This is a genomic window from Chryseobacterium sp. MP_3.2 (assembly GCF_035984805.1).
Classification (GTDB): Bacteria; Bacteroidota; Bacteroidia; order Flavobacteriales; family Weeksellaceae; genus Kaistella.
This window is the reverse complement of record NZ_JAXCHW010000013.1, coordinates 32479-48240: the sequence shown is the minus strand read 5'-3', so window position 1 is coordinate 48240 and position 15762 is coordinate 32479. Positions and strand designations below refer to the sequence as shown.

13 protein-coding genes are annotated in these 15762 nt (G+C 37.3%); all 13 read left to right on the top strand.

What is annotated here, in order from left to right:
• Window positions 1-109: 109 nt before the first annotated feature.
• The 13 genes from mraY to RCH13_RS13010 all read left to right on the top strand — a co-directional run bounded on the left by mraY (window position 110) and on the right by RCH13_RS13010 (window position 15748).
• Window positions 110-1351, top strand: a complete 1242-nt coding sequence (gene mraY / locus RCH13_RS13070) for a phospho-N-acetylmuramoyl-pentapeptide-transferase (protein ID WP_326987693.1) — start codon at window positions 110-112, stop codon at window positions 1349-1351.
• Between the two features lie 64 nt (window positions 1352-1415).
• Window positions 1416-2747 carry a UDP-N-acetylmuramoyl-L-alanine--D-glutamate ligase gene (gene murD, locus RCH13_RS13065; protein WP_326987692.1) on the top strand — a complete coding sequence of 444 codons (1332 nt, stop codon included), beginning with the start codon at window positions 1416-1418 and terminating at the stop codon, window positions 2745-2747.
• A 17-nt stretch (window positions 2748-2764) separates the two neighbouring features.
• A complete protein-coding gene (locus tag RCH13_RS13060) occupies window positions 2765-4000 on the top strand; it encodes an FtsW/RodA/SpoVE family cell cycle protein (protein WP_326987691.1) in 1236 nt (411 codons plus the stop codon).
• A gap of 29 nt (window positions 4001-4029) precedes the next feature.
• Window positions 4030-5136 carry an undecaprenyldiphospho-muramoylpentapeptide beta-N-acetylglucosaminyltransferase gene (gene murG / locus RCH13_RS13055; protein ID WP_326987690.1) on the top strand — a complete coding sequence of 369 codons (1107 nt, stop codon included), beginning with the start codon at window positions 4030-4032 and terminating at the stop codon, window positions 5134-5136.
• 6 nt (window positions 5137-5142) lie between these two features.
• Window positions 5143-6504 (top strand): UDP-N-acetylmuramate--L-alanine ligase, encoded by a 1362-nt coding sequence (gene murC / locus RCH13_RS13050; protein WP_326987689.1) that lies wholly within the window; start codon window positions 5143-5145, stop codon window positions 6502-6504.
• 33 nt (window positions 6505-6537) lie between these two features.
• A complete protein-coding gene (locus tag RCH13_RS13045) occupies window positions 6538-7524 on the top strand; it encodes a cell division protein FtsQ (RefSeq protein ID WP_326987688.1) in 987 nt (328 codons plus the stop codon).
• 71 nt (window positions 7525-7595) lie between these two features.
• Entirely contained in the window at window positions 7596-8963 is a 1368-nt protein-coding gene (gene ftsA / locus RCH13_RS13040) for a cell division protein FtsA (RefSeq protein WP_326987687.1), read from the top strand.
• A gap of 19 nt (window positions 8964-8982) precedes the next feature.
• Entirely contained in the window at window positions 8983-10830 is a 1848-nt protein-coding gene (gene ftsZ / locus RCH13_RS13035; protein WP_326987686.1) for a cell division protein FtsZ, read from the top strand.
• 77 nt (window positions 10831-10907) lie between these two features.
• Window positions 10908-11354, top strand: a complete 447-nt coding sequence (locus tag RCH13_RS13030; protein WP_326987685.1) for a GatB/YqeY domain-containing protein — start codon at window positions 10908-10910, stop codon at window positions 11352-11354.
• 179 nt (window positions 11355-11533) lie between these two features.
• Window positions 11534-12790 (top strand): cation:proton antiporter, encoded by a 1257-nt coding sequence (locus tag RCH13_RS13025; RefSeq protein ID WP_326987684.1) that lies wholly within the window; start codon window positions 11534-11536, stop codon window positions 12788-12790.
• Window positions 12791-12885: 95 nt separating this feature from the next.
• On the top strand, window positions 12886-13296 hold the full coding sequence (locus RCH13_RS13020; protein WP_326987683.1) for a BrxA/BrxB family bacilliredoxin: 411 nt from the start codon (window positions 12886-12888) through the stop codon (window positions 13294-13296).
• A gap of 104 nt (window positions 13297-13400) precedes the next feature.
• A complete protein-coding gene (locus RCH13_RS13015) occupies window positions 13401-14915 on the top strand; it encodes a GH3 auxin-responsive promoter family protein (protein ID WP_326987682.1) in 1515 nt (504 codons plus the stop codon).
• Between the two features lie 188 nt (window positions 14916-15103).
• Window positions 15104-15748 (top strand): hypothetical protein, encoded by a 645-nt coding sequence (locus RCH13_RS13010; RefSeq protein ID WP_326987681.1) that lies wholly within the window; start codon window positions 15104-15106, stop codon window positions 15746-15748.
• Window positions 15749-15762: the final 14 nt, after the last annotated feature.

Here is a 15762-nt window from a genome sequence, read left to right as displayed (position 1 = left end):
AGCGTTTTTAAAAGAATCGGAAGAAATCGTAAAAGTAACTTCTGCTTATAGAAAAAAAATTAGGAGACGCAAAAGTAAATCAATTATAAACGATCAATTATAAATCATAATGTTATACTACCTCTACGAATATTTAACCGCACATGGAATTCACATTCCAGGCATGGGCGTGTTGAAATTTATCTCCTTCCGTGCAGGAATGGCGGTTTTGCTTTCCTTGGTCATTGCCCTATTGTATGGAAAAAAAATCATCAACTATTTGCGCAATAAGCAAATGGGAGAAATGGTACGTGACTTAGGTTTGGATGGACAAAAGCAAAAAGAAGGAACGCCAACAATGGGTGGTTTAATCATCATCGTGGCCACCTTAATTCCGGTTTTGTTATTTACCCGAGTTTTTAATGTGTACATCGTACTCCTCATTGTTTCAGTAGTTTGGATGGGCGCCATTGGATTTATTGATGACTATTTAAAGAAAATCAAGAAAAACAAAGATGGCTTGAGCGGAAAATTTAAAGTAATAGGTCAGGTTGGTTTAGGATTAATCATCGGTGTTACCATGTACTTTCATCCAGATGTTACCGTAAAAAGAAAATATTCTGATGCGAAGGAATTGAACAGAAACAATGTAGAAAAAAACTTTATGGCGACGGAAAAAGCCACTGTTTCTACGGTTCCCTTCATTAAAAATAATGAGTTTGATTACAGTGGAATTTTATTTTGGATGACTCCAGAAGACGCTCAAGAATGGTCTTGGATCGTATTTATTCCCATTGTAATTTTTATTGTAACCGCCGTTTCAAATGGCGCAAATATAACTGATGGCATCGATGGACTCGCTGCGGGGACCAGTGTCGTCATACTCTTGACGCTCGCTTTTTTCGCCTACATTTCCGGGAATATCATTTTCGCAGATTATCTCAATATTATGTTCCTCCCAAATATGGGTGAAACTACCATTTTTGCACTCGCTTTGGTGGGTGCGGTGATTGGATTTTTCTGGTACAACACCTATCCGGCTCAAGTATTTATGGGTGATACAGGAAGTTTAATGTTAGGTGGTGTTATTGCCGTTCTCGCTATTATTTTACGCAAAGAATTGATGATTCCTGTTTTATGTGGAATTTTCTTAGTAGAAAATCTCTCTGTGATGTTGCAAGTCGGAACCTTTAAATACAGAAAAAGAAAATATGGCTTAGAACACGCACAAAATAATAGATTATTCAAAATGTCCCCGCTTCATCATCATTATCAGAAGGAAGGATATCATGAAAGTAAAATCGTTAACCGCATGATCATTATGGGTGTAATGTTCGCGATTATTTGTTTGATTACGTTAAAAGTTAGATAAATTAAAATAAGTACAGCAATAATTTTGATACAAATTGTACAGTACACATTTTAGAAAAAAATATATGAAAATAGTTGTTTTAGGTGGCGGAGAAAGTGGTTTTGGCGCAGCTTATTTGGCGAAGAAAAAAGGGCTGAATGTTTTCTTGTCCGACAAAGGCGTGATTAAAGAGGAGTATAAAAAACTCTTGACTGATGCAGAAATTGATTTTGAAGAACAGCAGCATGATGAAGCACGCATCTTGGCGGCAGACTGGATTATAAAATCTCCAGGAATTCCTAAGAAAGCAGACATCATCTACAAAATCAATCAAAAAGGAATTAGACTTTCTTCTGAAATTGAATTTGCCGCAGAGTTTACGAGTGCTAAAATTATTGCCATCACCGGAAGCAACGGAAAAACAACCACGACTTCGCTCATTTATCACATTTTAAAAAATGAAGGATTAAGTGTTGGATTAGGCGGAAATATCGGGAAAAGTTTTGCAAAGCAAGTTGCAGATGAAGATTTTGACTATTATGTTTTAGAAGTGAGTTCTTTTCAACTAGATGATATTCAAAACTTTAGACCACACATTTCCTTATTGTTGAATTTGAGCAAAGACCACTTGGATCAGTACAATTACAATTATGAAGAATACGCTTTAGCAAAATTCCGCATCACTGAAAATCAAGAAAATGACAATTTTTTCATTTACAATAAAGATGATCAAATGAGTATGGATTTGCTGGAGAAATTAGAAATCAAAGCGAAGATGATCCCATTTTCAACTCAGGAAAAACTGAAGGAAGGTGGATTCATTAAAGATGGCAAAATGATGGTAAAACTGGATGAAGATTTTTTCATGAAGATTGAAGAGCTTTCTCTAGTCGGTAACCACAATATAGCGAATAGTTTAGCGGCCTCTATTGCAGGTAAAATATTGAAAATCAGCAATGAAAGCATTAGAAATTCTTTAATGACTTTTCAGGCCGTAGAACATAGATTAGAACAAGTTGCGGTTATTAATGAGGTTAAATTTATCAATGACAGTAAGGCAACCAACGTGAACGCTGCGTATTATGCTTTAGAAAGTATGAAGCAACCAACTGTTTGGATTGTGGGTGGAGCGGACAAAGGAAATGACTATACAGAAATCGAAGATTTAGTCAAAAGAAAAGTAAAAGCTATAGTTTGCCTCGGCTTGGATAATGAGAAAATCATTGACTTTTTTCAAGGTAAAAAAGAATTAATCTACAGCACTTCCAGCATGGAACAAGCCGTAGAAGTTTCTAAATCTTTGGCAGAGAAAGGCGATACAGTTTTGCTTTCGCCGTGTTGTGCGAGTTTCGATTTGTTTGATAATTACGAAGATCGTGGAAACCAATTTAAAGCAGAAGTTTTAAAAAATAAATAAAGAAGAGTTAAATACAAATGAATTCCCAGGATACCGATAACAAATTTGAATTACTGAAGGGCGACAAAGTGCTCTGGATCGTGGTCTTATTGATCTCGTTCTTTTCCGTATTCCCGGTATATTCCGCGAGTTCCAATTTGGAGTACATTGTAAATAATGGAACCACTACTTCGCATTTACTAAAACACATGTTTTTCGTTTTTGTGGGATTAGCAGTGATGCGTGGAATGGGCTTCATCAAATATGAATACATTGGCAAATTGAGCAGCATTATGTTGGCCATCACCATTTTACTCTTGGGTTTAACCATGTTTACAGGTCAGCAAATTGACGGCGCTTCGGCTTCCAGATGGTTGAAAATCCCTGGAACACCCGTTTCTTTCCAGCCTTCTTCTTTTGCTTATTTAATGTTAATCATTTATCTGTGTAGATTCTTAACCAAACGGATTAAGCGAGAAAGACTTCCCATCGAAAATATTTTCTACATTTTCGGTCCGGTTTTGCTTGTTTTCGGCTTAGTTGCTAAGGATAATGGGTCCACCGCTTTAATGATTCTCATTGTATCCATGATTGTAATGGTTATCGGTCAGCTGAATAAATTATACATCATTGGTTTTTTAGGACTTTCTACAGTAGCTATTGGAACCTTTATTTTCGTGGCTTTAAATACCAATTTAATTGAAAATAACCGGGTTCACACCTGGATGAGTCGGGTAGAAACTTTTACAAATACAAAAAAAACTACCGATGTAGAAGATGAAACACTGAAGGCAAAAAATTATCAGGTGATGCAGGCAAAAGCCGCCATTGTACATGGTGGGATTACCGGAATGGGTCCCGGAAAAAGCGCCTTAAAACAAATGTTACCACAGTCAGCCTCGGATTTTATATTCGCCATCATCGTAGAAGAATATGGATTTATTGGAGCCATCTTTTTGGTCACGCTCTACCTCATTATGATTATAAGAATTGTGATGATCGCCAGTAAAATGCCGGCTTTCTTTGGGAGCTTGCTGGTGCTCAGTTTAGGCGTAATGATTTTCATGCAACTCTCCGTCAATATTGCGGTGGCGGTTAATTTAATTCCCGTCACAGGTCAACCTTTACCTTTGATTAGTTACGGTGGAACCTCCATGTTGGTGACGTATTTACAACTGGGAATTATCTTAAATGTAAGTTCCAGAATTCAAGTTTATGATGAAGAAGGAATGGGTAAAAAACAAAATATCGAAGAAATAAATGATATCGCTTAAAGGTGATTTTAAATAGTTAAAAAAATAAAATGAACAAAAAATTAAAGGTTTTAATGAGCGGCGGCGGAACAGGTGGACACATCTTTCCTGCTATTGCCATTGCCGATGAAATCAAAAAAAGATTTCCGGAAACCGAATTTTTGTTTATCGGTGCCAATGGTAAAATGGAAATGGAAAAAGTTCCGCTTTCTGGATATCCAATCATTGGATTAAATATCGCAGGATTTGATCGTGGTAATCTTTTGAAAAATCTCAAATTGCCCTTTAAAGTTCTTTCCAGCTTGTCCAAAGCGCGAAAAACCATCAAAAAATTCCAGCCCAATTTTGCGGTGGGAACAGGTGGATTTGCGAGTGGACCGGCCTTATTCATGGCTTCTAATGCTGGAATTCCCATTTTCGTCCAAGAGCAAAATTCCTTGCCCGGAAAAACGAATATTTTCCTCTCAAAAAAAGCCAAAGAAGTATTTACGGCTTATCCTGAAATGGGTAAATATTTTCCAAAAACCAAAACGACTTTTTTTGGAAACCCAATTCGGAAAAAAATAATCACCGATTTAATTGATCGAGTAAAAGCGAAGGAAAAATTGGGACTAGATCCAACCAAACTCACAATTCTGTCGGTGGGCGGGTCTTTAGGTTCCAGAACGCTCAATAATGGATGGGAAGAAAATCTCCAGCAAATAATCGAAAAGGATTACCAACTGATTTGGCAAACGGGGAAAAAAGATTTTAAAGAGTTAACCTCAACCTTGGAACCTCATGCCTCTATCCAAATTAAAGAATTTATTTCGGATATGGCTTTAGCGTATTCTGCGGCAGACGTTATTGTTTCTCGCGCGGGAGCAATTGCAATTTCAGAATTGGCCATGGCAAAAAAGCCTGTGCTTTTGGTTCCATTTCCTTTTGCTGCAGAAGATCATCAAACCGTGAATGCCCAAACTCTGGTCGTAAAAAATGCGGCGAAAATGGTGAAAGATTCAGAAATGAAAGAGAAATTCCTTCCAACGCTTTTAGAATTATGTGAGGATAAAAACCTGCGCGAAGAAATGTCTAAAAACTTAGAATTCTTTGCCAAGCCGAAAGCAACAGAAGATATCGTAGATCAAATTTTAACTGCCTTAAATATTAAATCCTAAACAAAAATGAAGACGCTGGAAAATTTTCAAAATTTCTACTTTGTTGGCATCGGCGGCATTGGCATGAGTGCTTTGGCGCGGTACTTCAATGCATCTGGGAAAAATGTGCTCGGTTATGATAAGATGGTCACCAAGTTAACTTCTGCTTTAGTTTCTGAGGGAATTGATATCATATTTGAAGATGGAATTACAGAAAAAATACAAAATTTAAATCCAGATAATACACTTGTTATTTATACCCCTGCCATTAAAAAACTAGACATTTTAAATCATTTTAATGACAATGGTTTTACAGTTTTAAAAAGAGCAAAAGTTTTGGGCATGATCACGGAGAAAACAGATTGCATCGCCATCGCAGGAACGCACGGAAAAACAACCACTTCTTCTTTGGTTGCGCATCTATGCAGAGAAGCTAAACTTCCTTTCTCTTGCTTTTTAGGGGGAATTGCCGAAAATTTTAAATCGAACTTTTACTTTAATGGGGATTCGATTTCTGTAGTAGAAGCAGATGAATATGACCGAAGTTTTCTACAGCTTTCTCCAGATTGGGCCGTGATCACTTCCACAGACGCGGATCATTTAGACATTTATGGTGATAAAGAAACCATTGAAAAAGGCTTTCGAGATTTCGCAGATTTGGTTCCTTCTGGCAAACAATTATTTGTAAGAAAAGGCATTGAAATTGGAAGAGACGCGAAAACGTACGCAGTGAATGAAGAAGCGGATTATTATTCCAATAACATTCGGGAAGTAGGTGATCAGATCGAATTTGATTTCCATTCTTCTACGGGAAATACGGAACATTTTTCCTGGGAAATTCCCGGTATTCACAATGTTGAAAATGCAACAGTTGCCATCGCGCTTCTGAATGATTTTGGGGTTGATTTTGAAACTTTACAACGTGGAATAGCAAGCTTTCAAGGGATTAAAAGACGCTATACGAAATATAGATTTGAAAGTGGAAAAATTTATATTGATGATTACGCCCATCATCCAACAGAGCTGAATGCGGTGATTGGCTCCATTAAAACGTTTTATCCGCACAAAAAATTACTGGTTGTTTTTCAGCCTCATTTATTTAGCAGAACGCGTGATTTTGCCGAAGGTTTTGCAGAAAGTTTAGAAGCTGCAGACGAGTTAATCTTATTGGATATTTATCCGGCGCGGGAACTTCAGGAGAATTTTGAAGGCATTGCTTCACAATGGCTTTTAGACCAAATAAATTTAGATAAAAAAGAATTTTCGACTTTAGATCAAGCTTTTGACAAAATAAAAGAAAAAGAATTCGATGTCCTATTAACGGTCGGCGCCGGAACCATAGACACTTTATCTGATGGAATTGTAGAGTGGCTTCAAAAATATAAGTAACAAGTCAAACAATAGAAAGTCAAGTATTATAAAATGAAAAACAAATTCAGAATATTAAAAATCTTAATTACAGTAATCCTTTTTGGATTTCTGCTGAGTTTTTCATTAAAAAGATTCAATGATAAATCCATGGAAAAAGTTTCTGTGAATATGATTAAAACGCAAACTCCCGTCTATTTCATCGATGAAAAAGAAGTGAAGGAAATTGTAAAAAAATTGAATCCAACGAAGAAAATTGGGGACATAGATATCCCCGAACTGGAGAAGAAACTGAACAATCTTCCCTCCGTTGATAGCGCAAATGTATATTTGAATCTGAATGGAAATCTCAATTTAGACATCCAACAAAAAGTTCCCGCCTTTCGCTTAAATACGAATGGTAAAGATGTTTACGTAGATCATAAGGGGCAAGAATTCCCAATTTCAAAGAATTATTCCTTTCCATGCATGTTGGTGACAGGAGATATTGATGAGTCAGAATACGTTTCTTTGGCGGCTTTGGTAGATAAAATTGACCGAGATTCTTTTAGCAAAAAATATTTCATCGGTATTTCTAAAAATAAAGAGGGTTACAATTTATTAACCAGCGAAGGAAATTACAAAGTAGAAATTGGTGATTTAGACAGAATTGATCTGAAAGTAAGAGGCTTTAAAACCTTTGTCGAAAAATATTTAATCAATCAGTCTCCAGATAAATACACCAAGATTTCTGTAAAGTATGACAATCAGATTGTAACCACTCTAAATCCAAACTTCGAGGAGAATGACAGCATTATAAAAGTAGGAAATAAAGAGTTATCAAAACTTCCAATTCTTGCTCAGAAAAAAGCAGAAGCCATCAAAAAACCATTGACTGCGGCAAAAAAAGAAGATCGCCCAAAACCGCCTGTCAAAAAAGCAGTAGTAAAAGCACCGGTGAAAAAAGCAGAGCTTACAGTGAAAAAAGAAACTCCGAAAGCGAAGGCACCAGTCCCCAAAAAAGCAACGGTTAAACCCAAGGCAACGGTTAAAGTAGAGTAAGCAAATAGTGACATTATAAAAAGATGGGATGGAAATCCCCAAAATTATCTAAAAATCAAATCGACATATAAATGGAAAATCACGAGTATTCAGTAGGCCTCGATATTGGAACCACAAAGATTGTGGTGATTGTCGGGAAAAGAAATGCCCACGGAAAAATCGAAATTCTCGGCGTTGGAAAAGCGAAAAGTTTGGGCGTTCACAAAGGTATCGTGAACAATATTTCCCAAACCATACAATCCATCAAAGCAGCAGTTTCGGAGGCACAATCCAGTTCTGGCGTACCTATTCATAAGGTTACCGTAGGTATTGCTGGCAAACACATTCGGTCGCTTCAGCATTCAGATTATATTATGCGGGAACAACCGGATCAATATATTACAGAAGACGACATCGAAAAATTAAAAGATCAGGTAAAAAAATTGGTGATGCTTCCCGGGGAAGAAATTATTCACGTTTTGCCTCAAGAATATAAAATTGATTCCGAAGGAGAAATTCAGGAACCCATCGGAATGCACGGTAAGCGTTTAGAAGCCAACTTCCATGTGGTAGTAGGACAAATGGGAAGTATTAGAAATATTGCACGTTGTGTAAAAGAAGCCGGATTAGAAATGGAAGCGCTCACTTTGGAACCGCTTGCCTCTTCCGAATCGGTGTTGACCAAAGAAGAAAAAGAAGCTGGAGTTGCCATCGTAGACATCGGTGGTGGAACTACGGATATTGCTATTTTTAAAGACAATATTATTCGTCATACCTGCGTCATTCCTTACGGTGGCGGAATTATTACGGATGATATTAAAGAAGGATGTTCAATTATTGAGAAACATGCCGAACAGTTAAAAGTGAAGTTTGGTTCTGCCGTTCCAGAATTGGAAAAAGACACCACTTTCGTTACCATTCCCGGTTTACACGGAAGACCAGACAAAGAAATTTCTCTGAAAACATTGGCTCAAGTGGTGAATGCAAGAGTAGAAGAGATTTTGGAAATGGTCAATACAGAGTTGAAAGCGTACGGCGCCTTTGAACAAAAGAAAAAATTAATTGCGGGTATCGTATTAACGGGTGGTGGTTCTAATCTTCGCCATCTTCGTCAATTGGCCAATTACACTACAGGTTTTGATAGCCGAATTGGTTTTGCTAATGAATATGTGGCAAATGATAAAAACGAACATTTAAAAGGGCCAGAATACGCAACTTCCATTGGTTTATTAATGGAAAGTTTAAAAATTCGGGACAAAAAACCCGGAACTGAAAAACCTCAGCAAATTGTTGAAACTCCAAAAGCAGAGACCACCGTAGACACAGAATTGATGGAGGCTCCACAATTTCGCGGGGAAGAAATTCACGTTCCCAAGGAGGAAGACAAGAAAAATGGCAGATTAACCATTGGTCAGAAAATTATGGAAAGTGTAAAAAAATTCTTCGAAGAAGTAGAATAACTTAAAAATACAAAAAATTATGGAAAATATCAATACGCCAGGATTTTCATTTGATTTACCAAAAGGAAATTCTTCAATTATAAAAGTGATCGGAGTTGGTGGCGGTGGAAACAACGCCCTGAAACACATGTACGAAAGAGGAATTCATGGAGTAGATTTCGTGATATGCAATACAGATTCTCAGACTTTAGATAATAATCCAGTGGCGAACAAAGTGCAGCTTGGATTGAATATTACCGAAGGTTTAGGCGCTGGAGCAGATCCAGAAGTGGGTGAAAAAGCTGCGATCGAAAGCATTGAAGAAATAAAAGCTGCGATGGGTCAAAATACCAAAATGGTATTTATTACCGCCGGAATGGGTGGTGGAACCGGAACTGGTGCCGCTCCTGTTATTGCAAAAGTGGCAAAAGACATGGGAATTCTTACGGTTGGAATCGTTACCGTACCTTTTAGTTTTGAAGGGAAAAGAAGATTAGATCAGGCAGAACTTGGTCTAGATAAATTAAGAAATAACGTAGATTCTTTAATCGTTATTAACAACGATAAATTGCGTCAGCAATATGGAAATCTCGGTTTCAAATCTGGTTTCTCCAAAGCAGATGAAGTGTTGACGAATGCTGCAAAAGGAATGGCAGAAGTAATTACGGGTTATTTTGATGTCAACATCGATTTCCGGGATGCGAAATCTGTATTGGCAAATTCTGGTACGGCATTAATGTCTAACGGAGTTGCTTCTGGAGAAAACAAAGCCGAAGAAGCCGTGAGAAAAGCATTGGACTCTCCTTTATTGAATGACAATAAAATTACAGGTGCTCAAAATGTCTTACTCCTCATCCGAAGTGGTTCGGAAGAAGTGACCATGGATGAAATTGGAGTAATCATGGATCACATTCAGCAAGAAGCTGGTAATACTGCAGATATTATATTTGGAGTTGGTACGGATGAAGAATTGGGCGATGCAGTTAGCGTTTTGGTCATTGCAACAGGTTTTGCAAAAGATCACCACAAACATTCGGGTGTTACAGAGAAAATTAAATTTACCTTAAACGATTCTCTAGATACCAATACAAAAAAGGACAATTCCTATAAGCAAAAAGGAGAAAGAGAAGAAATCACCAGAGAAGATTTTACCAGAAAAAGCCTCTTCGTTTTGGATGATGAAGATGATATGATTTTTCCTTCTCCCCAAATGAAAAGCGCGGAGCAACCCTCAATTATTGAAAAAGAAACTCCTACAGGTGTCCAATTTTTCAACTTAGAAGAAGAGGAAACTCCAGATCGTACTTTTGATATTGGTAATGGACCGAAAGCAGAATTTGATCTCTTTACTTTTGATAATGATCCGGTGGAAGAACCTGCCTCTCAATCTTTCAAATTTGAAACAGAGGAAAAACCGACGCAGCACAAAAATTTATTTTCCGAAGAAAATTCTGTCGATTTCAGTTTTTTCGTAAACGAACCGATTGAGGAGCCTAAAGTTGAGACCCCACAACTTAGAGCAGAGATTAAACCTGAACCGGTTCAGAAAATAGAGATAAAGGTGGAAGAAATAGTGGCAGAACAGCCAGCGGAAAAAGCAGAAGAAAAAATCAAATTTAACATCGAAGAAGATTTTACTTTTATCGCGAAAGCTACGGCTACAGAAAAAGTAACGGAACGCAGAAATAAACTGAAGGAATTTAACTCCAGATATCAAAATACAGAGTCTGATGATCATTTTGATACAGTTCCCGCTTTTCGTAGGAAAAATATTGTCTTAGAAAATGGAAACGCTTCTCGCCAACAAATTAATAATTTCTTATCTGAAAATGAGAACGGAAGAATGCAGGTGCGTGAAAACCGTTTTTTAAATAAAGACGTAGATTAAAAAACAATGTGATGCTTGCTTGATTCGATAATCAAAAAGTTCCGAGTCATCAAATCATTTAATTACCAAAGAAAATTATGAGCTTAGAAATAATCATCAGCGACGCGATTAAAGACGCCATGCGAGCGAAAGATAAAGTGGCCTTAGATGCGTTACGCGCTGTAAAATCACAAATTTTATTATTGAAAACGGAAGCAGTTGGTGCAGAAGTTTCCGCAGAACAGGAAATTGCAATTTTGCAAAGAATGATCAAGCAGAGAAAAGATTCTTATGACCAATTTACCGCCCAAAACAGAAGTGATTTAGCTGAAGTGGAAGAAGCGCAGAGTAAAGTCATTGAGAAATATTTACCGCAGCAGTTATCTGCCGAAGAACTGGAAACAGAGATGAAAGCAATTATTGCTCAAACTGGTGCAGAAAGTGCCAAAGATATTGGGAAAGTAATGGGAATGGCAAGTAAAAATCTTGCGGGGAAGAGTGACGGAAAAAGCATTTCCGACATGGCGAAAAAATTACTTTCCTAGAATTATAATTGATTAAAGATCTTTGATATTTGATTAGTGCCCATTAATCTTTCATAATTTATAATCGATCAATTATAATAAAAAGTAGGATATACAACCTTTGCATATCGATTTGATTGAAACCCGGAACATTAAGTTTCGGGTTTTTTATTTTCCTAAATTTGACTAAATTTTTTTAGATGCAGATTTATCATTACTTCACGGTCATCATTATTCTGGCCGCCGCTTTCGGATATTTTAATAAAAGATTTCTGAAACTTCCCAGAACCATCGGCGTTATGATTATTGCCCTACTTACTTCCCTCGGAATTGTTTTGGCGGCTTCTTCTTTCCCAGAATTATTTGTGCAGACCAAAGAAATGATTCTCTCCATTGATTTCTATACCATCTTAATGGAAATCATGCTGAGTTTTTTACTATTTGCAGGTTCTATTCACATTCGGCTCAATGACATCAAGTCTGAACGTGTTCCGATCATCGCTTTTTCTACCATTGGAGTTTTGCTCTCCACCTTTATTGTGGGTGGTTTGATGTATTTCCTATTACAGGCCTTCAACTTAAATATTCCTTTTATTAACTGCTTACTTTTCGGAGCCTTAATTTCACCTACCGATCCCATTGCGGTGATGGGTATTTTGAAAACTGCCAATATTCCAAAATCTTTAGAAACGAAAATCGCTGGCGAGAGTTTATTTAATGATGGAGTTGCTGTAGTTTTATTTTTGGCAATTCTAGAAATCTCCAAAGTAGGATTTGAGAATATGGGTTTTGCAGATATCTCATTATTGTTTGCTAGAGAAGCAGGGGGCGGAATTATTTTAGGTACTCTTTTAGGCAGCCTTGGAACTTATATTCTAAAAACAATTGATGATTATTCTGTGGAAGTCATGGTGACATTGGCTATGGTGATGGGTGGATATTGGCTCGCTTCATCACTTCATATCAGTGGACCTTTAGCCATGGTTGTTGCCGGAATTTTTATCGGTAATCGCGGTCGAGAAGTTGGGATGAGTCGCATTACTGAAGAATACATCGATAAGTTCTGGGAAATGGTAGATGAAATTTTAAATGCCGTTTTATTCCTCTTGATTGGATTGGAATTACTCGTCATAAATTTCGAAAAAATCTACATCCTTATTGGAGTGATTGCCATTTTCGTGGTGCTTTTAGCACGATTTGTTTCCGTGGGAATTCCTTTTTTCCTTTTAAAGAAGAGGGCTCATTTCGAAACCAATTCCTTTCCAATCTTAGTCTGGGGCGGCATTCGTGGTGGGATTTCTGTCGCCTTGGCTTTAGCTTTACCCCGAGAAAGTTCTGGTGATATGTTTGTAACGGTAACTTACATTATCGTTTTGTTCTCTATTATATTCCAAGGTCTAACCATCGGCAAACTTGCTAGGAAACTGACAGTAAAATCAGACAATAAGTCTCAATAGATAATTGGTATTGTTTTGATAGCTGTAATAAGGAAGAGGTTTGGTCAAAATGGTTTAATTTTGCAACCTTAAAGTTTAATTCAAAAATAAAAAATATGTACCCAGATGATTTAGTAATGCCCATGAAGCATGAACTTACAGATAAAGGCTTCCAAGATTTAACTTCTGCAGCCGCAGTAAATGAATCTCTTAAAAAAGAAGGAACCACTCTATTAATGATTAATTCCGTTTGTGGATGTGCAGCCGGTGCAGCAAGACCAGGTGCCGTTTTTTCTTTAACAGGAGATAAAAAACCAGATTACTTAGCCACTGTTTTTGCAGGTTATGATAAAGAAGCAGTAGACGAGGCAAGAAAACATTTAGCACCATTTCCACCAAGTTCACCCTGTATCGCACTTTTCAAAGATGGCGAATTGGTTCACATGTTAGAAAGACACCACATTGAAGGAAATCCAGCGGGCGCAATTGCAGCTAATCTGCAAGGCGCTTACGACGAATTTTGCTAAAAATTAATTTTTAGTACCTTTCTAATTCCGCTTTTCAAAAGGCGGAATTTTTTTGTTTAAAGTTTGTAGTAAAGCTTTAAGCGAAAAATATTATATTTGTCAATATGGCGACGAAAGCTCTCTTCAATACGGTGGTTAATTGGTTTATTCGGCAACGGATTGATCAAATCCAAAACTTTAAAGATCATCCGATTGAAACACAAGAAGGGGTCTTGTTTTCTCAGCTTTATCACGCAGAAAATACGGATTACGGTAAAATCTACGGTTTCAGTTCCATTTCTACCTATGATGATTTCCGAAGGAATGTTCCCATCGTTTGTTATGAAGATTTTGAACCTTTTATTGAACAGGCGCGACAGGGAAAACCAGATATTTTTTGGCCCGGTTATATCCGAAAATTTGCCAAATCATCTGGAACAACCAACGCGAAAAGTAAATTTATCCCCATTTCTACAGAGAGTTTAGAAGACTGCCATTTTAAAGCAGGGAAGGATTTGCTCTCTATCTACGCTAATAATCATCCAGAAAACACCTTATTTCAAAATAAAAATCTACGCTTGGGTGGAAGCGCAGAATTGTACGAAGATTTCAACACTAAATTTGGAGATTTATCTGCCATCATGATAGAAAATCTTCCTTTCTGGATAGAAATTACCACCACGCCGAGTAAAAAAGTTTCCCTCATGTCTGAATGGGAAAGCAAACTAAAAGCCATCGTAGCGGAAGTGAAAACGGAAGAAGTAGGCAGTTTAACGGGTGTTCCAAGCTGGATGATGGTTTTATTGCAAAGAACTTTAGCGGATACCGGAAAAAATAGTATTTCTGAATTGTGGCCCAATTTGGAAGTTTTTTTCCATGGCGGAATCAGTTTTAAACCGTACAAAGACCAATATCGCCAAATCATTGGCAAAGACATTAACTACTACGAAATTTACAATGCTTCCGAGGGGTTTTTTGCCATCCAGGATCAGCATGAAAGTGATGAAATGTTACTCATGCTGGATTATGGAATCTTCTATGAGTTTATTCCCATGGAAACCTTTGACCCTAATAATTTAGAAGCAATTCCTTTGGCCGAAGTAGAACTTGGAAAAAACTACGCCATGGTCATTACCACAAACAGTGGATTATGGCGCTACTTGATTGGAGATACGGTACGATTTACGTCCATTTCTCCCTTCAGAATTAAAGTCTCGGGGCGAACAAAACATTACATCAATGCATTCGGCGAAGAATTAATGATAGACAATGTAGAAGCTGCCATTCTTCGAACGTGTGAACAGACCAACGCTTCCGTTACAGAATTTACGGGTGCTCCTGTATTTATGAAAGATGGAGAAAATGGCGCGCATGAATGGATTTTCCAGTTTTGCAAAGAACCTGCTGATTTGGAGGAATTTTGTGATTTGTTTGATGGTCATTTAAAGGACATCAACTCCGATTATGAAGCGAAACGCTATCAAAATATTACTTTAAAAAAACCCATCATTCACGTTGCAAAACCAGAACTTTTTTACAAATGGATGGCTCAACGCGGAAAACTAGGCGGCCAGAACAAGGTTCCACGATTAAGCAATGACCGGGAATATATAGATCCGTTGCTTTTGCTGAACGAGTAAATTCTATTTCAGCACGAACTCCTGGTCCCACTAAATGACGGGTAAGCAATTGTTACAATTCAATAAGCACTTACACAATAGCCACTATTTTCTACTTTTACGGTACAAAATATATTCTTTTTCAAATCCATTTATAAATACCCGACGAACCCTATTAATTGGTTATATTTGAACGCTTTAAATAATAGATGAGTACCCAAACTAACTTGCAATGTTCGCCCTTAAAAAGTTCCATTCGGTGGAATTTTATATTGCTGTGCTTTTTACTTTTGAGCTGCATGTCTTTGCAGGCGCAAATGTACATTGGAGAAGGCGCAACGGTTACTGTTCAGGGTTCCACCATAATAAGTGCAGACAGCATCACTATTATTCCCAATTCTGAAACGAAACACAATTTTTTTGTAAAAAAATCAGAAACTGGATATCAATTAACAAGCACGGAGAAAACAGATGACTTGCTTGATAAGACTTTAAAACTAGCTTCTAAAGAAAGTGAGGAAACACCAGTAAAGTCAAAGGAGTTTCTAGGGGAAGACACAAGCAAAATTAGTCGTGCCCCAATCCCGAATCCAAAACCCAAAATTAATTACAGTGATAAAAGCAGTGATCATTTTAAAAGTAAAGCACACCAACAATTATTTGCGTTGGTTGGAAATTCTTTAAATAGCGGTAAAAAAGCGATCACAGCAGTCAATTCACGCGAAAAAACCGCAGCATTTATTTTTATTCAGATTAAAGAGGTTGGCAATACTTTCTATTTAAATAATTCGCCCCTTAACATCTATCTGAATTCCTACAGATCCAGACCGCCCCCATTCACGGGACATATCTAAAGTTTTCTTCTTTC